Origin of the sequence: Streptomyces sp. 11x1, assembly GCF_032598905.1 — a bacterium.
Lineage (GTDB): Bacteria > Actinomycetota > Actinomycetes > Streptomycetales > Streptomycetaceae > Streptomyces.
Map to the genome: position 1 here is coordinate 3,534,301 of NZ_CP122458.1, position 22,246 is coordinate 3,556,546.

The following is a 22,246-nucleotide window of genomic DNA, read 5'->3' on the forward strand; positions in this document are numbered from 1 at the left end:
GTACCGCTTCGCCGTCTCAGTGCGCCACATCCGCCGCGAGCGCCTTGTTCAACTGTTCGACGATCGCCGGGGACTCGCGTTGGTAGGCGGCGAGGTCGAGGCCGTCGTCGCCCATGACGGTCAGCAGGGTGCGCTCGCCCACGGCGACGACGATGACGTGCCCCGCGCCGCACCGGACGACCACCTCGCGGAGGGCCCCGACACCGGACTGGTCGGCCATCCGACGGCTGACACCGAGGGTGGCGGCGGCGAGGGCGGCGACGGACTCGGGGTGGACCTTGTCGACGTCGGCGACGACGAGGAGCCCGTCCACGGTGGACAGGACGCTCTCGGCGACGCCCATCACCCGGTCACGCAGCGAGGCCAGGATGCCGGTCAGCGATTCGGTCGATGCGTGTGTGGTCATGGGCACGTGCTCCTTGGTCCATACGTCTGCGGTCGGTGCGCGGTCCGAGCGGCAGGAGGTGCCGGCGGGACCTTCCCAGGCCCTAGTCGGGCAGGTGCCGGTCGGACTCGGGGAGAGCCCACAGCCCGCGGCGGACACGCCGCAGCATTTCTACGGAGGGTTGGTCGGCGAGCAGTTCCTCGGCCGACAGCAGGGACATGGGCGGGAACGGGGACGGGACGGCCGGGTTGTCCGGCGTGCCGTCCGCGGCGTCGTCGGGACGACGCGCCGCGCCCCGCACGGGTAACGGCGGCTTCGCGGCGACAGCACCGGGTAGGGCGCCCGACGGCCGTTCTGCGGCCCGGACGGTGTTCTCGGTGTTCTCGGTGTTCTCGGTGGGCGGTGACGATCCGGCCGCCGTCGCGGCGGACGGTGACCGTTCGGCCGTGCCGGCACCGGCCCCCGAGGCCGGTGGCCGTTCGGCCGCGCCGTCACCGGGCTCGGGCTCGGTGGACGGCGGTCGTACGGGGTTCGTGGGGACGGGCGCGGCGTGCGGTGGGGTTTCGGTGGGTGGGACCGGACGGTCGTCCGTGGGCGCTCTCGGCACCTGACGCCGTCGAAGGCGGGCGGCCTTGCTGCGTACGCGGCGTTTGCGGGCCGGGTCTCTGTGGGGGCTCACTACCCGCCCTTCGCTCCGAGGTCTCCGTTGGGAGAGCCTCCACCGGGCCTGCGTCTGGGCAGGGGACCGGCTCTCGGTGACGGTTCGTCCGGTGCCGACCGCACCTGGAGGACCCGGGGCGCGGTGCTGGGTCGGCGGTCGGGGGCCGGCCCGCTCTCCCAGTGGACGACCCGGCGCGCCTGAAGCCGGACGAGGTCCAGCATGACCGCGTAGAGTCCGCGCCCCCGGGCGAAGGCCATGTCTCGTGGGGTACGGCGGCCGTTGGCGGCCTCGACGAGGTCCTGGTGGCGTCGGGTCAGCCGACCGTCGGGCTCCGGGGTGCCGCGGCCGTCGACCGGTCGGGGCCGGGCCCGGGCCAGTTCGCCCGCGGGGCCCCACAGCCGGGTCAGCAGCGTCATACGGCGGGTGGTCTCCTCGGCCAGCGGCCGCGGCTCGACTCCGGGACTGGCGAGGAGGGTGGGCCGGCGTTCCGTCAGCTCCCAGCCGCCGGGCGGGCTGAGCGCCATCGCGAAGGCCCCGTCGAACACTGCCGCCGTGCAGACGACCTCCAGTTCGGCGGCGCCGATCAGACCGGCGGCGATCAGATGCGGGGCGAGCCGGTCCGCGTCGGGTTCGGCGGCGTTGGCCGCGAGCCAGGCGTCGTCGTCGATCCGGCCCGAGGCGAGCAGCGTGGACGTCGCGGTCGGCGCGCCCGGTGTCTCGATCGCGCCGATCAGGCCGCCCCGCAGGTGAATCGTGCCACCGGGGGAGCCGGAGACCTCTACCGTGCCGGTGTAGCCCTCCTGGTGCAGTGCCTGCAGCAGCGCGGGGACGTTGCGGGCCGAGGGAGTCTTCACGCCAGCACCTCGCGCACCCGGTCGCCGAGGCTGCGCAGTGCCAGCGCCACGTTCGCCCGGTCACGGTCGAGGCCGGCGGCGAGCAGCAGCGGGTCGCCGGCCGTCCGGTCCACGGAGAGCAGCACCTGATGGCGTCGTCTGCTGGTCATGACCACGCTCTCCAACTCACCCTCGGCCCCGGCCTCGCCGAGCCGGTCGGAGATGAGGGTGGCGAGATCCGAGCACTCCGCCCCCGTCCCGACCTGGGCCGCGTCGCCCGCGACGGCGTAGGTGAGTCCCGTGACCGCGTCGATCAGGGCGAGGCCGGTGACGCCGGGAGAGTCGAGAAGCCGGTCCAGGGAGGCCTGGAGCGCGGGCTTCCTTTCCTCAAGTCCCCCCATTCGCCCTCCACGTTGACGCGCCGCACAGTACTTTGAACGCCAACTTCCGTAACACACAGAAAAGTTGATGTTTGTGACCGGTGGGTCACTCATGTCGATCGTAGATGGCCGGACAGTGACCGGTCAGCAGCACTGAGGAATTGGGGCAGCAATATGAACATCGAGACCGCACTCAAGGAAGCCATGACCATCGACGGCGCGATCGGTGTCGCGCTGGTCGACTACGAGAGCGGAATGTCACTCGGCTCCCTCGGCGGCGGGCAGCACCTCGACCTGGAGCTCGCGGCGGCCGGCAACACCGAGGTGGTCCGCGCCAAGATGCGCACGCTGGCGTCCCTCGACATGGATGACGTGATCGAGGACATCCTGATCACACTGAGCCGGCAGTACCACCTGATCCGCCCGCTGACCAGCAGCAAGGGCTCACTTTTCCTCTACCTCGCGCTGGACCGCTCCCGCGGCAACCTGGCCCTGGCCCGGCACGGCCTGAAGCGCATCGAGAGCGGCCTGGAGGTCTGAGCCCGTTCCACCGCCGCGCCCCGCACATGACTGAGCCCGTTTCGGGGACGGCCGTCCGGCCGTCCCCGAAACGGGCTCAGAAGAAGTCAGCTCTCCTGCGGTGTGACCGGCGAGGCCGTCACATCATGCTCAGGAACGGTCTGTCCCGATCGGATCAGATCGATCCTGCCCATCACCTTGGCACGCAGATCGGTGGGCACGTCGTCCTGCCCGCAGCAGCGCTTCACCAGCTTCTTGACGGCCTGTTCGAGCCCGTACTTCTCCAGGCAGGGCGAGCACTCCTCGAAGTGGTGCTCGAACTTGGTGCAGTCGGCGTCGGGCATCTCCCGGTCGAGGAACTCGTAGAGATGATCGAGGATTTCGCTGCAATCCGTCTCATGCGGCTCTCCGCAGCTCATGAGCCCGAGCCTTTCGCTTCGTTCGACTCCCCGGCGCCGGCCGGAACCAGCCCGCGATCACGGGCGTAGTCCTCGAGCATGCCGCGCAGTTGACGGCGGCCCCGGTGCAGCCGGGACATCACCGTACCGATGGGTGTCCCCATGATGTCGGCGATCTCCTTGTACGCAAAGCCCTCGACATCCGCGAGATAGACGGCGATGCGGAACTCCTCGGGGATCGCCTGCAGCGCCGCCTTCACGTCAGAGTCGGGCAGATGGTCGAGCGCCTGCGACTCGGCGGAGCGCAGCCCGGTCGACATGTGCGACTCGGCGCGCGCGAGCTGCCAGTCCTCGATCTCCTCGGCCGCGCTGCGCTGGGGTTCGCGCTGCTTCTTGCGGTACGAGTTGATGAAGGTGTTCGTGAGGATGCGGTACAGCCAGGCCTTCAGGTTGGTGCCCTCACGGAACTGGTGGAAGGACGCGTACGCCTTCGCGTACGTCTCCTGCACCAGGTCCTCGGCATCGGCCGGGTTGCGCGTCATGCGCAGCGCGGCCGAGTACATCTGATCGAGGAATTCCAGAGCATCCCGCTCGAACCGGGCGCTGCGCTCCGCGGCGGTCTCGGTGCCCTCGGGCTGCTCCGCCTGGCCCCGTTCGGTCCCTGCGTCGGTCCCAGTGACCGGACCCACCTCCTCCAGCGTCTGTGCGATACCGAAACCGGTACCACCAGAATCGGAGGATAGACGACGATCCATGCCCGCCGCCGCCCGAACAGGGCCGCTCTTGGCCGCGTGCAGCACCGTCCAGTCCAGGTCAGCGCGGCTGCTGCGGCTCGGGCAATAGGTCGAACCCATGCGGCGGACTTCCTCTCGTACGGCGGTCAGCACGGTCTTTCGCGCTGTCTGATCCGCACAACCAAGGCCCACCGCTCCGCATTCCCGGCCACCGCCGGACGGGTCATCGGAGTGACGCGATCCACTCCACGACACCCTCGGTGATCACCGCCATCGCCTCGTCCTGCCCGAGCGGCGCCCGCTTCGGCACGACGAACCCGTGATCGCCGTACGGCACCTCCACGAGCCCGTACCCGCCCTCCGGGAACTCCTCGGGCCTGCCGAACGGGTCGTTCCCGCCCTGGACGACGAGTGTGGGCACCCCGGCCCCGAGCAACTCGTCGGCCCGGGACTTCTCCGGCTTCCCCGGCGGGTGCAGCGGAAAGCTCAGCGCCAGTACGGCCGCCGCGCCCAGCTCGGTCGCCGTACGGCAGGCCACCCGGGCCCCGGCGCTGCGCCCGCCCGCGATCACCGGCAGCCCCGGCTTCGCGAGCGCGGGCCACAGTCCCCGCCACCCGGTGTCCAGCGTCTTCGGCGCGGGCGCGAGCTTCTTCCCGGCGACCCGCCACGGCTGCTCCACCAGCGCCACGGTCACCCCGTGCGCGGGGAGCACGGCGGCGAGGGCCCGCAGATCACGAGCTTCGATGCCACCGCCGGCGCCATGGCCGAGGGCGAGGACGCGGTCCGGCGCCTTGGCCTCGTACCAGCTGACACGGCCCGTGCCGGCCTCGGTGTCGATCTCTTCCGTCGCTGCTGCCTCGATCTCGGTCACGTCAGAAGAGTGTGCCCTCCTCGGGCCCCTCCAGTTCCTCCAGCAGCTCCGGCCCGTTGTTGCGGACGTTGCTGACGGCCGTGGAGACGGGATAGGCGCGCATCAGCCCGCCGGGCGGCGGTTCGAGCAGCCCGCGCAGGTCGTCGAGGTCGGTTCGGGCCGGGTCGAGCCAGCCGTCCCACCGGTCCGGCGTCAGCATCAGCGGCATCCGGGGGTGGATATCGGCCAACGCGTGCGGGCCGTCCTCCGGGGCCACCGCGAGCGGGGTCGTCTCGGCCTCCGTCGTGATCACCGAGCAGGTCGCCCACCAGGCCCCCGGATGATCGTCCGGCAGCGTCCTGTCCCGCCAGAACTCGTACAGCCCGGCCATCGCGAAGACGGAGCCGTCCGCCGGGAGCACGAAGTACGGCTGCTTGCGCGGCCGCTTCTTCTTACCCTCGACCTCCAGCTCCCGCTCCCCCTTGCCGGTGACCCACTCGAAGTAGCCGTCGGCGGGCAGGATGCAGCGCCGGGTGGCGAACGCACGGCGGTACGACGGCTTCTCGTGCACGGTCTCGGCGCGGGCGTTGATCATCCGCGCGGCGCCCTCGGGGTTCTTGGACCAGGAGGGGACCAGCCCCCACTTCAGCTTCCGCAGCTGGCGAACCGGCCGCTTGTCGTCGGCGTCCTTCAGAGGGCGGTCGAGAACCGCGTAGACCTCCTTGGTGGGAGCCACGTTGTAATCCGGCTCCAGGCTCTCCTGCGGCTCCCACTTCTCGATCTCAAAGATTCCTGCGAGATCCTCGGGCCTACGACTCGACGCATACCGTCCGCACATAAGTGCCACACTGCCAGGCCCACCCGTCACCCGACCACCACCCCCCAACGATGGCGCTACGCGCCAACCCCTATCGATCGCGACCCGAGGGAGCCACCGCAGAACATGGAAAGCACCGCAGCCACCTCGCTGGCCAGCCTGTGGGACGAGGTCTTCGGTACCCAGCCGGACCCGGACCTGTGGGTCGTCATAGCCACCGGGGTCGCCGCGCTCGCGGCGATCGTCCCGCACGGCGTGTGGCGGCTCTCGCGCAACGCCATCACCATCGCGCACGAGGGCGGCCACGGACTGATCGCGCTGCTCACCGGCCGCACTCTCACCGGCATCCGACTGCACTCCGACACCAGCGGCCTCACGGTCAGCCGCGGCAAGCCCACCGGCCTCGGCATGATCCTCACCGCCGCCGCCGGCTACACCGCTCCCCCGCTCCTCGGCCTCGGCGGCGCCGCCCTCCTCGGCTCCGGCCGCATCACCCTGCTCCTCTGGCTCGCCACGATCCTGCTGATCGCCATGCTGGTCATGATCCGCAACGCCTACGGCGCCCTGACGGTCCTCCTCACCGGCGGCACCTTCGTCGTCGTCTCCTGGCTGGCGGGCCCCCAGGTCCAGGCCGCCTTCGCCTACGCGGTGGTCTGGTTCCTGCTGCTGGGGGGCGTACGCCCGGCCTTCGAACTCCAGGCGAAGCGCCGCCGGGGAGGCGCCGGCGACTCCGACGCGGACCAGCTCTCCCGGCTGACCCATCTCCCGGCGACGGTGTGGCTGGTGATGTTCCACGTGGTGTCGCTGTGCGCGCTGATGGGCGGCGGAAGGTGGCTGCTGGGGCTGTGACAGTGCTGTGATGCAGCCCCGCAGGGGCGCATCACAGGGGCGCATCACAGGGGCGCGGGGCGTATCGATGTGCGGCTCCGCCGCGTGGGCGCGATCGGCCCCCACCGGACCCGCAGCCGCCCACGGCGATCACCAGGCACCCCCTTCGGCGAACCCCTACTAAAGTGGCCGCATGGCCCTGAACGCACAGCCCGCCCTCTGGCCCGCCCCCACCGCGAGCGGAGCCGTCGACGCGACGGTCCACGTCCCGGGGTCAAAGTCGGTCACCAACCGCGCCCTCGTCCTCGCCGCCCTCGCAAGCGAACCCGGCTGGCTGCGCCGCCCCCTCCGCTCCCGCGACACCCTCCTGATGGCGGCCGCCCTGCGCGCGATGGGCGTCGGCATCGAGGAGACCGTCTCCTCCAGCTCCTCCGGCGCGGGCGGCTCCGGCGAGGCCTGGCGCGTCCTGCCCACCGGCCTGCACGGCCCGGCCACGGTCGACGTCGGCAACGCGGGCACGGTCATGCGCTTCCTGCCCCCGGTGGCGGCCCTGGCGGACGGCCCCGTCCGCTTCGACGGCGACCCCCGCTCGTACGAGCGCCCCCTGAACGGCGTGATCGACGCCCTGCGCGTCCTCGGCGCCCGGATCGACGACGACGGCCGAGGCGCGCTCCCCCTGACGGTCCACGGCAGCGGTGCCCTGGACGGCGGCCCGGTGGCGATCGACGCGTCCTCGTCCTCGCAGTTCGTGAGCGCCCTCCTGCTCTCCGCCCCCCGTTTCAACCAGGGCGTCGAGGTCCGCCACACCGGCGAGACCCTCCCCTCGCTCCCCCACATCCGGATGACCGTCGACATGCTGCGCTCGGTGGGCGCCCAGGTCGACACCCCGGAGTCGGGCGGTGAGCCCAACGTCTGGCGGGTCACGCCGGGCGCCCTGCTGGGCCGTGACCTCACGATCGAGCCGGACCTCTCCAACGCGCAGCCATTCCTGGCGGCGGCCCTGGTGACCGGAGGCAAGATCGTCGTACCCGACTGGCCCGCGCACACCACCCAGCCCGGTGACCAGCTCCGCGAGATCTTCACGGAGATGGGCGGCACCTGCGAACTGACCGAGTACGGACTGGTGTTCACCGGTTCGGGTGCGATCCACGGCATCGACGTGGACCTGGGCGAGGTGGGCGAGCTGACCCCGGGCATCGCAGCGGTCGCGGCCCTCGCCGACTCCCCCTCCACGCTGCGCGGCGTCGCCCACCTCCGCCTCCACGAGACGGACCGCCTGGCCGCGCTCACCAAGGAGATCAACGAACTCGGCGGCGACGTCACCGAGACCGCCGACGGTCTGCACATCCGCCCGCGCCCGCTGCACGGCGGTGTCTTCCACACCTACGACGACCACCGCATGGCCACCGCCGGCGCGATCATCGGCCTGGCGGTGGAGGGCGTGCGGATCGAGAACGTGGCGACGACGGCCAAGACGCTGCCGGACTTCCCTGACATGTGGACCGGGATGCTCGGGAAGAACTGACGGGCGGGCCGGGATCATGCGCCGTTACGGCAAGCACACCGACGAGGACGACATCCGCAGCCGCCCGAACCGCAAGGGCAACCGTCCCCGGACGCACATCCGCCCGAAGCACGAGGACGCCGCCGAGGGCATGGTCCTCACGGTCGACCGGGGCCGGCTGACCTGCCTCGTCGAGGACCGCGTCGTCCTCGCGATGAAGGCCCGCGAACTGGGACGCAAGGCCGCGGTCGTCGGCGACACGGTGGCCCTCGTGGGCGACCTCTCCGGCAAGAAGGACACCCTCGCCCGGATCGTCCGCATCGCCGAGCGCACGTCGGTCCTGCGCCGCACGGCCGACGACGACGACCCGTACGAACGCGTCGTCGTAGCCAACGCCGACCAGCTCGCCGTCGTCACCGCCCTCGCCGACCCCGAGCCCCGCCCCCGTCTCATCGACCGCTGCCTGGTGGCGGCCTACGACGGCGGCCTGGACCCCCTCCTCGTCCTCACGAAGTCGGACCTGGCCTCCCCGGACAAACTGCTGGAGCTCTACGGCGACATCGACATCCCGTACGTCGTGACGAGCCGCGAGGAGCTGGAGACGGGCGGCGCCGCCGACCGCGTGCGCGAACACCTCGCAGGGAAGGTCACGGCGTTCGTCGGCCACTCTGGCGTCGGCAAGACGACCCTGGTGAACGCCCTCGTCCCGGAGGAACGGCGCCGCAGCACGGGCCATGTCAACGCGGTGACGGGACGCGGCCGGCACACCACGACCTCCGCCCTCGCCCTCCCCCTCGCGGACTCGGACGGCGGCTGGGTCGTGGACACCCCCGGCGTGCGCTCGTTCGGTCTCGCGCACATCGATCCGTCCCGGGTGATCAACGCCTTCCCGGACCTCGTGCCGGGCACGGAGGGTTGCCCGCGCGCGTGCAGTCACGACGAGCAGGACTGCGCGCTGGACCAGTGGGTCGCTGACGGGCACGCCGACCCGGCGCGGCTCTACTCCCTGCGCAGGCTGCTCTCGACGCGCGAACGACGGGAAGGCGACTGACCTCCGCGTTGTTTGCGCCCCCGCCCACCCGGTAAGTGCATAATCGCACCGAGTCGGACCCAGACCAGACGAGATCAGCCGAGAACAGACGAAGCGGTCACGGAACGTGGGCACACGGGAGGACGAGACATGGCGTGGCTGCTGGTGGTCGTGGCGGGGCTTCTGGAGACAGGATTCGCCGTCTGTCTGAAACTCTCGCACGGCTTCACCAGACTCTGGCCCACGGTCGCGTTCTGCGTCTTCGCCCTCGGCAGCTTCGGCCTGCTGACCCTCTCCCTGAAGAAGCTCGACGTGGGCCCCGCCTACGCCGTCTGGACGGGCATCGGCGCGGCCGGCACCGCGATCTACGGGATGATCTTCCTCGGCGACATCGTGTCGACCTTGAAGATCGTCTCGATCAGCCTGGTGATCGTGGGGGTCGTGGGACTCCAACTCTCGGGCTCGGCCCACTAGTTCCGGCCCAGTGGTGCCGGCCCACTGGTTCGGCCCCCACACAACTCTCCGGGCAACAGCTAGCCGAGGGGTCGGCTGAGCTGTCGGGGCAGCGCCGTGCGCACGAGGTCCGTGACTCCGCCGTCGGCCGGGGGCGCCGCCACGCACGAGAGGGCGAGCCGCACCGCGAGTTCACAGGACCTGGCCAGCTCCGCCTGGTCCGCCTTGGGGGCGCCCGGCGCGGACAGCACGGCCACGGCCCGCTCGCGCACCAGGGCCACGAAGTCGGCGGGCGCGGGCAGCGGGCCGTCCGCGCGGCGCTGCGCGGGCACCGCGGAGGACGAGCGCACCGCCGCGAGCGTCGGTGACGGCAGCCGCTCGCTCCAGCAGCCGGTGAGCATGGCGCGAATCAGCGCATTGTTGCGGGAGGCCGCCACGGTCCACTCGGCGGTCGCGGCCAGCCGGTCCCGGGAGTCCGCAGGGGTGGCCAGTGCCCGTTCGACGCCCGCCAGATAGCCGTCCACTTCCCTGCGGACCAGGGCCCTGGCGAGCCCGTCCTTGCTGCCGAACTCGTTGTACAGCGTCTGACGTGACACTCCGGCCACCGCCGCCACGTCCACCATGCGTACGGCCGACCACGGCCGACGCACCAGCGCCTTGTAAGCGGCGTCCAGCAAGTTCTCCCGCGCTGCAGGCATCATCGCCTCCCTGAATACGAGCGGGCGGCTCTGGCCCTCAGATTTGACGCGCATCAAGTCACTGTCAAGGGCTCACGGCACCCCCGAGGGGCGCACACCGGCCAACGTGCGCGGCACGATTTTCCGCACGCGGCAACAGCCCCCACTCATGTGCCCACCCCGGCGAACCCCATACGTACCGCCGCCTCCGCCGGTCCGACCCCCGACCCCTGTAGCCCCGCACCGACCTCGGCGGATACCGTTCGCCACATGGCCGATTACCTCGACGACCTCCGCCTCGCCCACGTCCTCGCGGACGCCGCCGACGCGACCACGATGTCCCGCTTCAAGGCCCTCGACCTCAAGGTCGAGACGAAGCCGGACATGACCCCGGTGAGCGAAGCCGACAAGGCCGCCGAGGAACTCATCCGCGGCCAACTCCAGCGCGCCCGCCCCCGCGACGCCATCCTCGGCGAGGAGTACGGCGTCGAGGGCACCGGGCCGCGCCGCTGGGTGATCGACCCGATCGACGGCACCAAGAACTACGTCCGAGGCGTCCCTGTCTGGGCCACCCTGATCTCTCTCATGGAAGCGGCCGAGGGCGGCTACCAGCCCGTCGTCGGCGTGGTCTCCGCCCCCGCGCTCGGCCGCCGCTGGTGGGCCGCCAAGGGCCACGGCGCCTTCACCGGCCGCAGTCTGAGCTCGGCCTCCCGCCTGCACGTCTCCCGCGTCGCCGACCTCTCGGACGCCTCTTTCGCGTACTCCTCCCTCAGCGGCTGGGAGGACCGCGGCCACCTCAACGGCTTCCTTGACCTGACCCGCGAGGTGTGGCGCACCCGCGCGTACGGCGATTTCTGGCCGTACATGATGGTCGCCGAGGGCTCCGTGGACATCTGCGCCGAACCCGAGCTGTCCCTCTGGGACATGGCCGCCAACGCGATCATCGTCACGGAGGCGGGCGGCAGCTTCACCGGCCTCGACGGCCGCCCCGGCCCGCACAGCGGCGACGCGGCGGCCTCGAACGGCCTCCTCCACGACGAGCTGCTGGGCTATCTGAACGAGCGCTACTGAGCCCTGGAATGATCCGGGGCGCCCCGAACTGACCACGCACGCCCTCTTGTTGACCTCCGCTTTACCTGCCACATTGAGAGTCCCCCCACTTGTGAACTTGTGAATCCTTGAACAAGGCGTTCCGGGATTCCCTAGGAGGTGGCTGAACTCCATGCTCGTCCGCGACGCCATGACCACAGTGGTCCTCACCATCGGCCCCGATCACACCCTCCGCCAGGCCGCCGCCCTGATGGCGGCTCGCCGGGTCGGCGCGGCCGTGGTCCTCGACCCGGACGCCGGCGGACTCGGCATCCTGACCGAACGCGACGTCCTCGTCTCCGTGGGCCTCGGCCAGAGCCCCGACACCGAGCGCGCCCACGCCCACACCACCACCGACGTCGTGTTCGCCACGCCGTCCTGGACCCTGGAGGAAGCAGCCCGCGCAATGGCCCACGGCGGCTTCCGCCATCTGATCGTCATCGACGAGGGCGCCCCCATCGGCATCGTCTCGGTCCGCGACATCATCCGCTGCTGGGCACCCGCCCGACAGCCCGCACCGGCGTAGCCGCGCCCGGACGCACGAACGGGCCGGGAGTCTCCTACGAGACCCCGGCCCGCCCCAACGACAAGCGGTCCAACCCCGGTCAGCCGCACAAGGCCTGGACTGCGGCCTCCAGGCGCTTGCCGAAGCCTTCATCGATCGAAGCCAGATCCTACATTGGACAAAATCCAAGTCAAGTCAAGCTCCAAATTCACACCCGTTCGGGAACTGTTTCCGCTTGCTGTTACGCTGACCGGTATGAGTGACCTTCTGGAGCGGCTGCGCGGACGCGGATGGCGTATGACCGCGCAGCGGCGTGTCGTGGCCGAGGTCCTCGACGGCGAACACGTCCATCTGACGGCCGACGAGGTGCACGCGCGCGCTGTCGCCAAGCTGCCCGAGATCTCCCGGGCGACCGTCTACAACACCCTCGGCGAGCTGGTCTCCCTCGGTGAGGTGCTCGAGGTCGCCACGGACCGGCGCGCCAAGCGGTACGACCCGAACGCGCACCGTCCACACCACCACCTGGTCTGCGCCCGGTGCGGCACGATCCGTGACGTGCACCCGACCGGCAACCCCCTGGCGGACCTCCCCTCCTCCGAGCGCTTCGGCTTCACCGTCTCGGACGTGGAGGTCACCTACCGGGGCGTCTGCCCGAACTGCACCCAGGCGTAGCACCACCGCCGCCGCACGGAAAAGCCCCGGCCGTACAACGGCCGGGGCTTTTCCGTGCCCCCTGAAAGCGAACCAGAACGAAAACACCGATGGCCCGGAACCTTGAGGTTCCGGGCCATCGGCCTTCAGTAGCGGGGACAGGATTTGAACCTGCGACCTCTGGGTTATGAGCCCAGCGAGCTACCGAGCTGCTCCACCCCGCGTCGATGAACAGAACACTACGTCACCCGCGCCGACCAGAGCAAATCCATTAACCCCCAGACCAAACCCGACGCAGCCGAGGGCACTCGTACCCCTGGACCGGCACGCGTGGGCGCTGCGGCACCCGGCTAGCGCGGCCCCGGCACAACTGCGGGCAGTCGTGCCGCTGGGGCGATGGGGGCACCTCCCGCTCGAGCGAAGCCGAGAGTGGGGGAGGGTGGGCGCAGCGGCACCCCGCGGAGCGCGGGTGAGCGAGACCCCGCCCCACGTCCAGCACGCACCCCCGGGCACCCTCGGAGCCCCGGACCACACCGCCGCCCCGGCACCGCGGCACCCCCTCAGCTCCCCGCCCCACTCACCTACGCCGACAACTCGTCCCGCAACGCATCCCGCAACCGCGCTGCCCGCTCCGCCACCTCAGCCGGCCCGAGCGCCACGGCCCGATCGGCCCACCGCTTCCCCTCCACCAGCTCACCCCGACGCGCGTAGACGAGAGCGAGCCGCAACGCCGCCCGTCCATGCCCCGCGTCGGCGGCCCGAGCCCACCACACGGCGGCCTCCGGCTCACTTCCCTCCCGAGCCAGCAGCAGCCCCAGATTGAACGCGCCGTTCCGCGATCCCGACTCCGCCGCGACCCGGTACCACCGCGCGGCCTCGACCACGTCCCCCCGCCCGGCCGCCAGCATCCCGACGCGCACCTGCGCCCGCCGATGCCCCTGCGACGCGGCCCGCTCGTACCACTCCTCGCACTCGTTCTTCTCCCGCACCGGCTCGCCCAGTTCGTGCGCGGGCGCGGGCGGCCGCCGCGCGTCGAGCACGGCAGCCAGCCGGTACGCGGCCTCCGCGCTGCCCCCACCGGCGGCGCACCGCAGATGCCGCTCGGCGGCGCGCTCGTCACCGTCCCGCAGTCGCGCTATGGCGACCTGGAGCGCCGCCTCGGTGTGCCCGGCGGCAGCCGCCCGCTCGTACCAGACCAGCGCCGTCGCGTCGTCGCCCCGCCCGGCGAACAGGATGCCCAGGTTGAAGGCGGCGTCGACGCTCCCGGCCTCGGCGGCCTTGGAGAACCACGGCTCCGCACCGGACGCGTCGCCGACCTGGAGCAGCAGGATGGCCAGTGCGTTCGCCGCCTCCCGGTGTCCGGCGTACGCGGCGCGCCGGTACCACTGCTCGGCCTGCGCGGTCCGCCCCTGCTCGGCGCAGAGCAGCCCCAGGTTGTACGCGCCGTTGACGTCCCCGGCGTCCATCGCGGCCCGGTACCAGCGCTCGGCGGTCTGCGTCTCGCCGCGCTCGGCGTGCAGCGCGCCCAGCGCGTTCGCCGCGTTGCCGTTGCCGTCCTGGGCGGCCCGCAGCCACCACACGGCCGCGCTCTCCGTGTCACCCGCATCCCGCAGCAGGAACCCGAGCGCGCACGCGGCGCGCGGCTCACCGTGCTTCGCGGAGGTCAGGTACCAGCGACCGGCCTCCTTCAGCTCCCCGCGCCGCTCCAGGATCGCCCCGAGGTGCAGCGCGGCCCGCCGGTGCCCGCGCGCGGCGGCCTGCCGGTACCACTGCTCCGCCTCCTCGGCGGCCTCCGCCCCGACACCGTTGTCGGTGGCGCGCTCCCCCGCGCCCACGGCCTGCCCGCCGCCGTCCCGCCCGGCGGCACGGCCCTCGCGGGGGCCGCTCCCGATCTCGAGCGCCGCGCGCGCGATCTTCCGTCCTTCGCGCACGGCGGTGCGCTCCTCCTGCTCCGCGCGCTGGTCGAGCGTACGCGCGAGCCGGTACGCGGCCTCGCGGTGCCCGCGCTCGGCGGCCACTCTCATCCACCGCTCGGCGGCGGCGTCACTGCGGTGCTCCAGCAGGTCGGCGAGCGCGTACGCGCCCAGGGCGTGCCCCTGCTCGGCGGACTGGCGCAGCCAGTACTCGGCGGCCGGTTCGTCACCGCGCTCGCGATGGTGGCGGCCGAGCGCGTGCGCGGCGGCGGCGGAACCGGCGACGGCCGCGACCCGCCACCAGTCGGCGGCCTCGTCGGCGTACCCCCGCTGGTGCAGCAGGACACCCAGGTTGTTGGCGGCCGCCCGGTCCCCGGCCGCGGTGGCGGCCCGCAGACAGGGCTCGGCTCCGTCCAGGTCGCCGCGGCGCAGGAGCATGGCGCCGAGGACACTCATCGCCTCGGTGTCACCGGCTTCGGCGGCGAGCCGCTGACGCGCCTCCTCGACGGCGTCGCCCGTCTCGTCCTCGTCCGCGACCCCCGCGGACTCGACCGACGAGGCGGACTCGGCGGGCAGCACGAAGTCGGCAGGCAGCGCAATGTCGGCAGGCAGCGCAAACCGCCCTGTCTCCAACAGAGTTGCCTTGTCCCCCATAACGTCCATCGTCGCACCACCTGCAACCTGGGTACACCTGGTATACCGCAGCCATTGAGGTCACTACAGCGTTTTGTCGACATGCCCACAGAGCGACAAGTCAAACACAGATTGCCCGAGCATCCCGACCAACACGTTGAAGGCCCGGATCCTTTAGAGGATCCGGGCCTTCAACTTCAGTAGCGGGGACAGGATTTGAACCTGCGACCTCTGGGTTATGAGCCCAGCGAGCTACCGAGCTGCTCCACCCCGCGCCGTTGCGTTGCAACCGTACCACGGCGCGGGACGGAGCCTTGAATCAGCCGCTTCCGGAGCCTCCGTCGCCGCTCTGGTCGCTGTCCTCACTGCCGCTGCCGCCGGTCTCGTCGGCCTTGGACTGCGCGTCCTCGGCCCGCTTCAGCGCGTCCTCCAGATCCTGTTGGGCCCGGCCGTAGGCCTCCCAGTCGCCGTCCTTGAGGGCCTGCTGTCCCTCGTCGAACGCCTTCTGGGCTTCCTGCAGGGCCTGTTGGACCGTCGGATCGCCCGACGTCGGCGGCTCGTCGGTGCCTTCGTCGGGGTCGTCCGGCGGTGGCTCGGTCGGCGTGCCCTCGGTTTCGAACACCTTGTTGAGCGCCGCGTCGAGGGTGTCCTCGAAGGCCGTGTTGCCGCCGTAGGTGACCAGGACCTTGCGCAGCAGCGGGTACTTGAGTCCGCCGCCTCGCACATAGACGGGCTCCACGTAGAGCAGTCCGCCGTCGAGCGGGACCGTCAGGAGGTTGCCGTACTCGACCTCCGAGTCACCACGCTTGAGCAAGCTGATCGTTTCGGCGATGTCCTGCTGGGAGTTGAACTGGCTCTGGACCTGTTTGGGTCCGTCGATGGCCTCGCTCGTCGGCACCTTCAGGATTCTGATCTTGCCGTAGTCCTTGGTGCCCGCCTCGGCGTTGACCGCCATGAAACCACTGAGGTTGTCACGGCCGTTCGGTGTGAACGTGGTGGTCAGCGAGAACGCCTGCTCCTGTTGACCGGGCATCTTCATGCTCAGGTAGTACGGCGGCACCGCGTTGCCCGACGTGTTGGTCGGGTCGTCCGGAACCTGCCACACCTCGCTGCCGCTGAGGAACGTGTCCGCGTCCTTGACGTGGTAGCGGGTCAGCAGTTCGCGCTGGACCTTGAACAGGTCCTGCGGGTACCGCAGATGGGCTTCCAGGGACGGGGAGATCTCCTTCTTCGGCTCCACCGTGTTCGGGAACGCCTTCATCCAGGTCTTCAGGACCGGATCCTGGGTGTCCCACTGGTAGAGCTTGACCTCACCGGTGTACGCGTCGACGGTCGCCTTCACCGAGTTGCGGATGTAGTTGACCTGGTTCTGCTGGGCCACCACCGCGCGCTGGCTGTTGTCCGCGGTCAACGAGTCGGCCGTCGTGTCACCCAGGGTGGTGCGGGAGGCGTAGGGGTAGCCGTTGATCGTCGTGTACGCGTCGACGATCCACTGGATCTCCCCGTCGATGACTGCCGGATAGGCGTCGCCGTCGATGGTCAGCCATGGGGCTACCGCCTCGACGCGCTCCTTGGGCGTGCGGTTGTAGAGGATCCGTGAACCCTCGCCGATGGCGCCGGAGTAAAGGATCTGCGGCTCGTTGAACGCCACCGCGTACGCGGCCCGGTTGACCGGGCTGGTGAGGTTGACCCCTCCGTCGCCCTTGTAGCTGGTGGTCTTCTCACCGCTGTCGTCGGAGTAGTCGATCTCCTTCTGGGGCCCGCCGACGATCGAGTACTGGGTGGTCCTCTCGCCGTAGTAGACCCGCTGCTGGTACTTGCCCAGGTCGCCCTTGGACGGCAGGTCGGACTCGGTGAACACCGGGCGGCCACCGGAGGTGGCCTCGGTGCCCTTGGCCGCGACCACCCCGAAGCCGTGGGTGTAGCGGAAGTGGTCGTTGATCCAGTTGTTCTTCGGGATGCCGGCGAGGTTCAGCTCGCGCAGACCGATGACCGTGTCCTGCTCCGCGCCGTCCTCATTGCTGTACCGGTCGACGTCCAGGTTCGTGGGGAACGCGTAGTAGTTCCTCATCTGCTGGAGCTGCTGGAACGTCGGCGAGACGATGTTCGGGTCGAGCATGCGGATGCTGGCCGTGGTGTCGGCGTCCTTGCGGAGCTTGGCCTTGTCCGTGGTGTCGCTCACACCCGAGTACTCCTCGACGTCGGTCCCGTCGATGCCGTAGGCCTGTCGGGTCGCCGCCAGGTTCTTCTCGACGTACGGCGCTTCCTTGGCCTGCTCGTTCGGCTGGACCTGGAACTTCTGCACGATGGCCGGGTACAGCCCCCCGATGAGGATCGCGGAGAGGACCATCAGACCGAAGCCGATGACCGGCAGCTGCCAGGTGCGCCGCCAGATGGTGGCGAAGAACAGCAACGCGCAGATCACGGCGATGCAGAACAGGATCGTCTTGGCCGGCAGGTACGCGTTCGCGTCGACGTACCGCAGGCCGGTCCAGTTGCCCGTGGCCTTGAAGTCGCTGGACTTCACCGCGAGCCCGTAGCGGTCGAGCCAGTAGGCGACCGCCTTCAGGGCGACGAAGATACCGAGAAGCACCGACAGGTGCCCGGTGGCCGCGGCGGTGGCACGCGCGCCCGGCGAGGTGACCCTGAGGCCGCCGTAGAGGTAGTGCGTGAGCGCGGCGGCGATCACCGAGAGCACGGCGGCGGCGAAGCCGAAGCCGAGCAGGAAGCGGTACCAGGGCAGGTCGAAGGCGTAGAAGGCCACGTCCAGGCCGAACTGGGGGTCCTTCTGCCCGAAGGGCACCCCGTTCACCCACATCAGCCAGGTGCGCCACTGCCCGGAGGCGGAGGCGCCGGCGATGAGACCCACCAGGGAGGTGATCCCGAGGAGCAGCCACTTCTTGTAGGGCGCGATGCCCATGCGGTACCTGTCGAGACTCTGCTGCTCCATCGACATCGCGCTCAGCGGCGGCCGCAGCCGGTGCGCCAGCCAGATGTTGAAGCCGACCGAGGCCGACATCAGCAGCCCGAAGACGAAGAAGAGCCCGATCTTCGTCCACAGCGTGGTGGTGAAGACGGAGGAGTACTTCACCGAGCGGTACCAGAGCCAGTCCGTCCAGAACCCCGCGAACATGACGAACGCCATGCCGAGGACGGCAAGGACGCCCAGCGTCATGAGCAGGGTCCGGACACGTCGGGACGGTCGGCCCACTCTGATCCGCGGCCCCGTCGGGCCTCCGCCGCGGTCCGGCATCTGGAAAGCCAAGGTGCGCACCTCGAAGTTCGCTGTCGATACGTCAGGCCCGCGTCTACGGACCCTCCAGCGGGCCCCGTGATCGTAGGGGCCTCACCTATGCAACTTACTCACGCTTTACTCGGTTCCCGCTTCCGGGAACGAACGAGGCAGGATTGTGACCATGTCCAACACTCCCATGGCAGCGAACCCCCTCACCCGGGCGGTGCTCGAGATCGACGAGTACGCCTCGGGCCTCGGCTGGGACCAGCCCGCTCGCCTCTTCGCCCTGGTGGATACCGCGCGTCTGCGGTCCCAGGAACCCGCCCTCGCGGCTCAGCTCGGTCTGCAGGACGAGTCCGAGACCGTGGGTCTCACCCCGATCGAGCAGGACGAGATTCCCGCGGGCAAGGCGCTGGACGAGTTCCTCGGCACCATCGCCTGGCCCGACGCGGTGGTCGGCTGCGCCCTGACCGTGGAGCGGCTGATGCTGCCGCCGTCCGCCGAGGCGTCCGTCCCGGAGAACCTGGACGGGGCCCGGCTCACCAAGTGGGTGGCCTCCCACCCCGACCGCCAGGAGGTCCGGATGACGGTCGCCGTCCTGCGCGACGGCTCCCGCGACTCGGCCCTGCGCCTGCGTGAGAAGGACACCCCGACGGAGGTCCTCACCGGCCCCGAACTGGTCCCGGGCCTGGCGGAGGCCCTGTCCGCGACCTTCGTGGACTGATCCCCCGCCGCACGACGCTCGGGCCCACGACACTCGGATCTCCGACGATCCGATCTACGACTGTGGGGGCGCCCTCCGGCCCGGAGGGCGCCCCCACTCGCGCGTGCGCCGTCACTGCGCTCCTGTCAGCCCTTGGTGGTGCACTTCGGCAGATCGGCCGTGTCGCCGGAGCGGATGTCCTCGAGAGCCCCGAGGGCGTCCTCGATGGTGTCGACCTTGACGAGGGTGAGTCCGTCGGGGGTGTCCTTCGCGGCCGTGGCGCAGTTGCCCTTGGGCGTCAGGAAGTACTCGGCGCCCTTGTCACGCGCGCCGACCGTCTTCATCTCGATGCCGCCGATGGGGCCGACCTTGCCCTCGTCGTCGATCGTGCCGGTGCCGGCCACGAACTTGCCGCCCGTCAGATTGCCCGGAGTCAGCTTGTCGTAGATACCGAGGGCGAACATCAGTCCGGCGCTCGGGCCGCCGACATCCGCGAGCTTGATGTCGATGGTGAACGGGAAGGTGTGGTCGGTCCCGGCGGAGATCCCGACGATCGCCCGCTGCTCGCCCGTGTCGTCGGACTTGGCCGTGGTGATCGTGACCGTCTCGGTCTCGGTCGCGGTCCTGTTCGCCTTCTCGGCGGCGGCCTGTGCCTTGGCGGGCACGATGACGAAGTCGACGTCCTCGCCGGGCTTGTGCTTGGTGACCAGCTTCGCGACGTCCTCGGGCGCCTTGACCGCCGTGCCGTCGACGGACTTGATCACGTCACCGGCGTGCAGCTTGCCCTCGGCCGGTGAGTCCTTGAGGACGGTGGAGACGATCACCCAGGACTTCACCGGGATGTCCAGCTCCTTCAGGGCGGCGACCTTGGCGCTCTCCTGGGACTGGCTGAACTCCTCGGCGTTCTCCTGAGTCGACTGCTCCTCGGTCTTGCCGTCCGGGTAGAGCGTGTCGTGCGGGACGACCTTGTTGTCGTGTGCCAGCCAGCCGTACACGGCCTCGACGAGGTTCATCCTGTAGTCGGCACTGGTCACACGCACCGTGGTCATGTTCAGGTGACCGGTCGTCGCATACGTCCTGTGTCCCGAGATCTGCAGCACCGGCTCGCCGCCGTGCTCCCCGAGCGTGTTCACCGTCGGCCCCGGCGACATCTCCGAGTACGGCACGGGAATGATCACTCCCGCGCACAGGAGCGCGATCAGCATCAGGGTGGAGGCGAGCATCGTCGCGGTGCGGCGTGGCATGGAACGACAGTACGGGACAGGCCTGTCAGTGCACCGTCGGGGCCGTCCGTCCGGGGGCGGCGGGCGTGGGCACTAGCCGCCGGTGTGGGACCGCTCCATGGCCTCGCGGAAGCGCGAGTATCCCGCGAGCTCGGTGCCGTCCTCGATGCTCCTGCGATTCCGGCCGGCCCAGCCACCCCACAGTCCGGCACCGATCGCGGCCACCAGTGGAATCAGCAACCAGGCGAGCGCCGCCATGCCGCCTCCCAACCCCTATGAAGCAACCACAACTGACTGATCAGCAGATTATCCGTCCGTCCCGTCAACGCTCTCTCCGGGGGCCGGGTTACGCAACCGGAAGCACATGGAGGATTCCGGCCACGCCATCAACAAGCTCCGACCCGCCCTCCCGTCGCCCGACCACCGCCCCCCACCGACGGCGCTACGCGCCGACCCATTCATCGGTGCCGTCGGAGAACTTCTGGTGCTTCCAGATGGGCACTTCGTGCTTCAGATCGTCGATCAGTCTGCGGCACGCCTCGAAGGCCTCGCCCCGATGCGGACAGGACACGGCGACGACCACGGCCAGGTCACCGACCTTCAGGTCGCCCACCCGGTGCACGGCCGCGAGCGCCCGCACGGGGTAGTCGGCGACCACCTTCTCCGCGATCCGCCGCATCTCGGCCTCGGCCGTCGGGTGGCACGAATAGCCGAGCTCGTCGACATCGGCCCCGCCGTCGTGGTTCCGCACGGTCCCCACGAACAGCGCGGTCCCCCCGGCCGCGTCATCCCCGACCGCCCGGAACACCTCGTCGAGGGAGAGCGCCGTCTCCCGGATCGCGATCAGCTTGACGGGCTCCGCGGCGCCCCGCTCACCAGGGTGATCATCATTCACAGCCATACCCCCATCGTGCCTCACCCGCGCCCCGGACCGGCCGGGGCACCCGTCAACGTCTGCCCCGCGCCTTCCGCGCCCGCCGCACCAGCGCCGCCGTACCCAGCAGCGCGACCGTCGCGCCGGCGGCACCCGCGGCCGTCGCGTCCTTCCGCCCCAACCGCCGCCCGGCCACGGTGTGCCGCCCGGCGACCTCCTCCAGCAGCTCCGCGAGCACTTCCTCGTTCGTCCACAGCGGCCGCCACCCGGCGTCGTGCAACCGGCTCCCGCTCACCACCCACGGGTACATCGTGTACGCCAGGTCCCCCGCCGGTGACGGCGTGAGCCCGATCCGGTGCAGCCGGGCGGCGGCCCCGAGCGCGACCGCGGACGGCAGCTCCATGCGCCGGATCCCGCTGAGCTCCTCGACCTCCTCCTGCTCCAGCCACCCCTCGCACCCGACGGCGAGCTCCCCGTCGACCTTCTCCAGCACGGCGTACTCCAGCGCCCCGCAGAGGTCCTCGACGTGACAGAACTGCCAGGCAGGTCGCGACCCGGCCACCACCAGCAGCCGCGGCGACTCGAAGTACCTGGTCAGCGCCGTGTCCGTCCCTCCGACCAGGGTCGCGGGACGCACCACGGTGACATTGAGGCCGGGATGGGCGCGCGGCGCCCGGCGCGCGAGCCGCTCGATCTCCAGCAGGTCGCCGACCCCCGTGGCCTCGGCGGTCGCCCGCAGCTCGGCGTCCTCCGAGAGCGGCAGCTCGTTGTCGGGCAGTGCCCCGTAGACCATCGCCGACGTGCACAGCACGACCCGGTGCACCCCGGCCGCGGCGGCCGCCGTGAGCACGGTCTGCGTCCCGCGCACGTTGTACGCGCTGCGGGCCGCCGAGTCGGTGCCCAGGTCGAGGTCGACGGCGAGGTGCACCACCACGTCGGCCCCGCGCAGCTTCTCGGCGATCGCCGGGTCCCGGACGTCCAGGATGTGCCACTGGGCGGACGCGCACTCGCCGCGCCGCTCGTCGATGGCGATGACCTGCCGGATCTCGTCGGACTCGGCGAGCCGCTCGGTGAGCAGCGCTCCTACGCCGGACGCGGCACCGGTGACCGCGACGACGGGCCCGCGCACGGCGGGACTGGTTGCGTGGTTTCGCGCTGCGCGAACCTGCGGATCTGGGGAACTCACCGGGCGTCTCCAGCGGTTGTCTTCAGTACGAACGCGGGTGACGCGTACGTACCAGGTGGCATCCATCCTGCCGCAGGCCTTCGGTCGGCGGAGCACCGAGGCCTTAACCCGCCGTGGTGTCTACGCTGGGTGGTGTTCGGGCAGCCGTGCCGTCGGAGAAACCCG

At 70.7% G+C, this 22,246-nt stretch carries 24 protein-coding genes and 2 tRNA genes; 9 read left to right on the top strand and 17 right to left on the bottom strand.

The window, feature by feature from the left end:
* Window positions 1-16: 16 nt before the first annotated feature.
* From P8T65_RS15210 to P8T65_RS15225, 4 genes are all read right to left on the bottom strand, one after another.
* Complete coding sequence (locus P8T65_RS15210; RefSeq protein WP_316725916.1) at window positions 17-406, bottom strand: roadblock/LC7 domain-containing protein; 390 nt, start codon at window positions 404-406, stop codon at window positions 17-19.
* 82 nt (window positions 407-488) lie between these two features.
* A complete protein-coding gene (locus P8T65_RS15215; protein ID WP_316725917.1) occupies window positions 489-1,064 on the bottom strand; it encodes a hypothetical protein in 576 nt (191 codons plus the stop codon).
* On the bottom strand, window positions 1,064-1,900 hold the full coding sequence (locus P8T65_RS15220; protein WP_316725918.1) for a hypothetical protein: 837 nt from the start codon (window positions 1,898-1,900) through the stop codon (window positions 1,064-1,066). Before P8T65_RS15220 ends, P8T65_RS15215 begins: the two co-directional genes overlap by 1 nt.
* Window positions 1,897-2,238, bottom strand: coding sequence for a hypothetical protein (locus tag P8T65_RS15225; RefSeq protein WP_184903663.1), 342 nt, complete (start codon window positions 2,236-2,238; stop codon window positions 1,897-1,899). The genes P8T65_RS15220 and P8T65_RS15225 overlap by 4 nt, the downstream gene beginning before the upstream one ends.
* Window positions 2,239-2,433: 195 nt before the next feature.
* Here P8T65_RS15225 and P8T65_RS15230 point away from each other — a divergent pair, with 195 nt between their 5' ends.
* Complete coding sequence (locus tag P8T65_RS15230; protein WP_316725919.1) at window positions 2,434-2,799, top strand: hypothetical protein; 366 nt, start codon at window positions 2,434-2,436, stop codon at window positions 2,797-2,799.
* An 86-nt stretch (window positions 2,800-2,885) separates the two neighbouring features.
* Here the strand turns inward: P8T65_RS15230 and rsrA are convergent, their stop codons facing one another.
* The 4 genes from rsrA to P8T65_RS15250 form a co-directional block, all read right to left on the bottom strand.
* Window positions 2,886-3,197, bottom strand: coding sequence for a mycothiol system anti-sigma-R factor (gene rsrA / locus P8T65_RS15235; RefSeq protein ID WP_060883359.1), 312 nt, complete (start codon window positions 3,195-3,197; stop codon window positions 2,886-2,888).
* Window positions 3,194-3,865 (bottom strand): RNA polymerase sigma factor SigR, encoded by a 672-nt coding sequence (gene sigR / locus P8T65_RS15240; RefSeq protein ID WP_045559042.1) that lies wholly within the window; start codon window positions 3,863-3,865, stop codon window positions 3,194-3,196. The genes rsrA and sigR overlap by 4 nt, the downstream gene beginning before the upstream one ends.
* Window positions 3,866-4,133: 268 nt before the next feature.
* Entirely contained in the window at window positions 4,134-4,781 is a 648-nt protein-coding gene (locus P8T65_RS15245) for an alpha/beta family hydrolase (RefSeq protein ID WP_316725920.1), read from the bottom strand.
* 1 nt (window position 4,782) lies between these two features.
* Window positions 4,783-5,598 carry an SOS response-associated peptidase gene (locus P8T65_RS15250; protein ID WP_316725921.1) on the bottom strand — a complete coding sequence of 272 codons (816 nt, stop codon included), beginning with the start codon at window positions 5,596-5,598 and terminating at the stop codon, window positions 4,783-4,785.
* Between the two features lie 105 nt (window positions 5,599-5,703).
* On the opposite strand from P8T65_RS15250, the gene P8T65_RS15255 reads away from it, so the two are divergent.
* The 4 genes from P8T65_RS15255 to P8T65_RS15270 all read left to right on the top strand — a co-directional run bounded on the left by P8T65_RS15255 (window position 5,704) and on the right by P8T65_RS15270 (window position 9,413).
* Window positions 5,704-6,426 carry a M50 family metallopeptidase gene (locus P8T65_RS15255; protein WP_316725922.1) on the top strand — a complete coding sequence of 241 codons (723 nt, stop codon included), beginning with the start codon at window positions 5,704-5,706 and terminating at the stop codon, window positions 6,424-6,426.
* Between the two features lie 172 nt (window positions 6,427-6,598).
* Window positions 6,599-7,930: a 3-phosphoshikimate 1-carboxyvinyltransferase gene (gene aroA / locus P8T65_RS15260; RefSeq protein WP_316725923.1), complete on the top strand. Its 1,332-nt coding sequence runs from the start codon at window positions 6,599-6,601 to the stop codon at window positions 7,928-7,930.
* Between the two features lie 16 nt (window positions 7,931-7,946).
* On the top strand, window positions 7,947-8,960 hold the full coding sequence (rsgA, locus tag P8T65_RS15265) for a ribosome small subunit-dependent GTPase A (protein ID WP_316725924.1): 1,014 nt from the start codon (window positions 7,947-7,949) through the stop codon (window positions 8,958-8,960).
* 129 nt (window positions 8,961-9,089) lie between these two features.
* Window positions 9,090-9,413 (top strand): multidrug efflux SMR transporter, encoded by a 324-nt coding sequence (locus P8T65_RS15270; protein ID WP_045559048.1) that lies wholly within the window; start codon window positions 9,090-9,092, stop codon window positions 9,411-9,413.
* Window positions 9,414-9,472: 59 nt separating this feature from the next.
* Here P8T65_RS15270 and P8T65_RS15275 read toward each other — a convergent pair whose 3' ends face one another.
* Window positions 9,473-10,090: a TetR/AcrR family transcriptional regulator gene (locus tag P8T65_RS15275; RefSeq protein ID WP_316731596.1), complete on the bottom strand. Its 618-nt coding sequence runs from the start codon at window positions 10,088-10,090 to the stop codon at window positions 9,473-9,475.
* Window positions 10,091-10,339: 249 nt separating this feature from the next.
* Between P8T65_RS15275 and hisN the strand changes: the two genes are divergently transcribed.
* From hisN to P8T65_RS15290, 3 genes are all read left to right on the top strand, one after another.
* Window positions 10,340-11,140, top strand: a complete 801-nt coding sequence (gene hisN, locus P8T65_RS15280) for a histidinol-phosphatase (protein WP_230220021.1) — start codon at window positions 10,340-10,342, stop codon at window positions 11,138-11,140.
* Window positions 11,141-11,291: 151 nt separating this feature from the next.
* Complete coding sequence (locus P8T65_RS15285; RefSeq protein ID WP_316725925.1) at window positions 11,292-11,684, top strand: CBS domain-containing protein; 393 nt, start codon at window positions 11,292-11,294, stop codon at window positions 11,682-11,684.
* A 234-nt stretch (window positions 11,685-11,918) separates the two neighbouring features.
* Window positions 11,919-12,335 (top strand): Fur family transcriptional regulator, encoded by a 417-nt coding sequence (locus P8T65_RS15290; RefSeq protein ID WP_184899217.1) that lies wholly within the window; start codon window positions 11,919-11,921, stop codon window positions 12,333-12,335.
* A gap of 129 nt (window positions 12,336-12,464) precedes the next feature.
* On the opposite strand, the gene P8T65_RS15295 is transcribed toward P8T65_RS15290, so the two are convergent.
* The 4 genes from P8T65_RS15295 to P8T65_RS15310 form a co-directional block, all read right to left on the bottom strand.
* A tRNA-Met gene (locus P8T65_RS15295) sits at window positions 12,465-12,538 on the bottom strand.
* Window positions 12,539-12,895: 357 nt separating this feature from the next.
* Complete coding sequence (locus tag P8T65_RS15300) at window positions 12,896-14,890, bottom strand: sel1 repeat family protein (protein ID WP_316725926.1); 1,995 nt, start codon at window positions 14,888-14,890, stop codon at window positions 12,896-12,898.
* Window positions 14,891-15,061: 171 nt separating this feature from the next.
* Window positions 15,062-15,135 (bottom strand) — tRNA-Met (locus P8T65_RS15305).
* 44 nt (window positions 15,136-15,179) lie between these two features.
* A complete protein-coding gene (locus P8T65_RS15310; protein ID WP_316731597.1) occupies window positions 15,180-18,113 on the bottom strand; it encodes a UPF0182 family protein in 2,934 nt (977 codons plus the stop codon).
* 163 nt (window positions 18,114-18,276) lie between these two features.
* Between P8T65_RS15310 and P8T65_RS15315 the strand changes: the two genes are divergently transcribed.
* Window positions 18,277-18,819: a PPA1309 family protein gene (locus P8T65_RS15315; RefSeq protein ID WP_221523641.1), complete on the top strand. Its 543-nt coding sequence runs from the start codon at window positions 18,277-18,279 to the stop codon at window positions 18,817-18,819.
* A gap of 125 nt (window positions 18,820-18,944) precedes the next feature.
* On the opposite strand, the gene P8T65_RS15320 is transcribed toward P8T65_RS15315, so the two are convergent.
* From P8T65_RS15320 to P8T65_RS15335, 4 genes are all read right to left on the bottom strand, one after another.
* On the bottom strand, window positions 18,945-20,042 hold the full coding sequence (locus P8T65_RS15320) for a PDZ domain-containing protein (protein WP_316725927.1): 1,098 nt from the start codon (window positions 20,040-20,042) through the stop codon (window positions 18,945-18,947).
* Window positions 20,043-20,114: 72 nt separating this feature from the next.
* Window positions 20,115-20,279 (bottom strand): hypothetical protein, encoded by a 165-nt coding sequence (locus P8T65_RS15325; protein ID WP_177262103.1) that lies wholly within the window; start codon window positions 20,277-20,279, stop codon window positions 20,115-20,117.
* A gap of 184 nt (window positions 20,280-20,463) precedes the next feature.
* Complete coding sequence (locus P8T65_RS15330; protein WP_316725928.1) at window positions 20,464-20,922, bottom strand: molybdenum cofactor biosynthesis protein MoaE; 459 nt, start codon at window positions 20,920-20,922, stop codon at window positions 20,464-20,466.
* A 46-nt stretch (window positions 20,923-20,968) separates the two neighbouring features.
* Window positions 20,969-22,081, bottom strand: a complete 1,113-nt coding sequence (locus P8T65_RS15335; RefSeq protein WP_316725929.1) for an SDR family oxidoreductase — start codon at window positions 22,079-22,081, stop codon at window positions 20,969-20,971.
* Between the last annotated feature and the right edge of the window lie 165 nt (window positions 22,082-22,246).

Excerpts from the sequence above, each read along its gene's own strand:
- P8T65_RS15300 (WP_316725926.1), bottom strand. The coding sequence starts at position 14,890 with ATGGACGTTATGGGGGACAAGGCAACTCTGTTGGAGACAGGGCGGTTT.
- P8T65_RS15320 (WP_316725927.1), bottom strand. The coding sequence starts at position 20,042 with ATGCCACGCCGCACCGCGACGATGCTCGCCTCCACCCTGATGCTGATC.
- rsgA (WP_316725924.1), top strand. The coding sequence starts at position 7,947 with ATGCGCCGTTACGGCAAGCACACCGACGAGGACGACATCCGCAGCCGC.
- P8T65_RS15330 (WP_316725928.1), bottom strand. The coding sequence starts at position 20,922 with ATGGCTGTGAATGATGATCACCCTGGTGAGCGGGGCGCCGCGGAGCCC.
- hisN (WP_230220021.1), top strand. The coding sequence starts at position 10,340 with ATGGCCGATTACCTCGACGACCTCCGCCTCGCCCACGTCCTCGCGGAC.
- P8T65_RS15250 (WP_316725921.1), bottom strand. The coding sequence starts at position 5,598 with ATGTGCGGACGGTATGCGTCGAGTCGTAGGCCCGAGGATCTCGCAGGA.
- P8T65_RS15325 (WP_177262103.1), bottom strand. The coding sequence starts at position 20,279 with ATGGCGGCGCTCGCCTGGTTGCTGATTCCACTGGTGGCCGCGATCGGT.
- P8T65_RS15310 (WP_316731597.1), bottom strand. The coding sequence starts at position 18,113 with ATGCCGGACCGCGGCGGAGGCCCGACGGGGCCGCGGATCAGAGTGGGC.
- P8T65_RS15315 (WP_221523641.1), top strand. The coding sequence starts at position 18,277 with ATGTCCAACACTCCCATGGCAGCGAACCCCCTCACCCGGGCGGTGCTC.
- aroA (WP_316725923.1), top strand. The coding sequence starts at position 6,599 with ATGGCCCTGAACGCACAGCCCGCCCTCTGGCCCGCCCCCACCGCGAGC.
- P8T65_RS15230 (WP_316725919.1), top strand. The coding sequence starts at position 2,434 with ATGAACATCGAGACCGCACTCAAGGAAGCCATGACCATCGACGGCGCG.
- P8T65_RS15290 (WP_184899217.1), top strand. The coding sequence starts at position 11,919 with ATGAGTGACCTTCTGGAGCGGCTGCGCGGACGCGGATGGCGTATGACC.
- P8T65_RS15255 (WP_316725922.1), top strand. The coding sequence starts at position 5,704 with ATGGAAAGCACCGCAGCCACCTCGCTGGCCAGCCTGTGGGACGAGGTC.
- P8T65_RS15275 (WP_316731596.1), bottom strand. The coding sequence starts at position 10,090 with ATGCCTGCAGCGCGGGAGAACTTGCTGGACGCCGCTTACAAGGCGCTG.
- P8T65_RS15270 (WP_045559048.1), top strand. The coding sequence starts at position 9,090 with ATGGCGTGGCTGCTGGTGGTCGTGGCGGGGCTTCTGGAGACAGGATTC.
- rsrA (WP_060883359.1), bottom strand. The coding sequence starts at position 3,197 with ATGAGCTGCGGAGAGCCGCATGAGACGGATTGCAGCGAAATCCTCGAT.
- P8T65_RS15210 (WP_316725916.1), bottom strand. The coding sequence starts at position 406 with ATGACCACACACGCATCGACCGAATCGCTGACCGGCATCCTGGCCTCG.
- P8T65_RS15285 (WP_316725925.1), top strand. The coding sequence starts at position 11,292 with ATGCTCGTCCGCGACGCCATGACCACAGTGGTCCTCACCATCGGCCCC.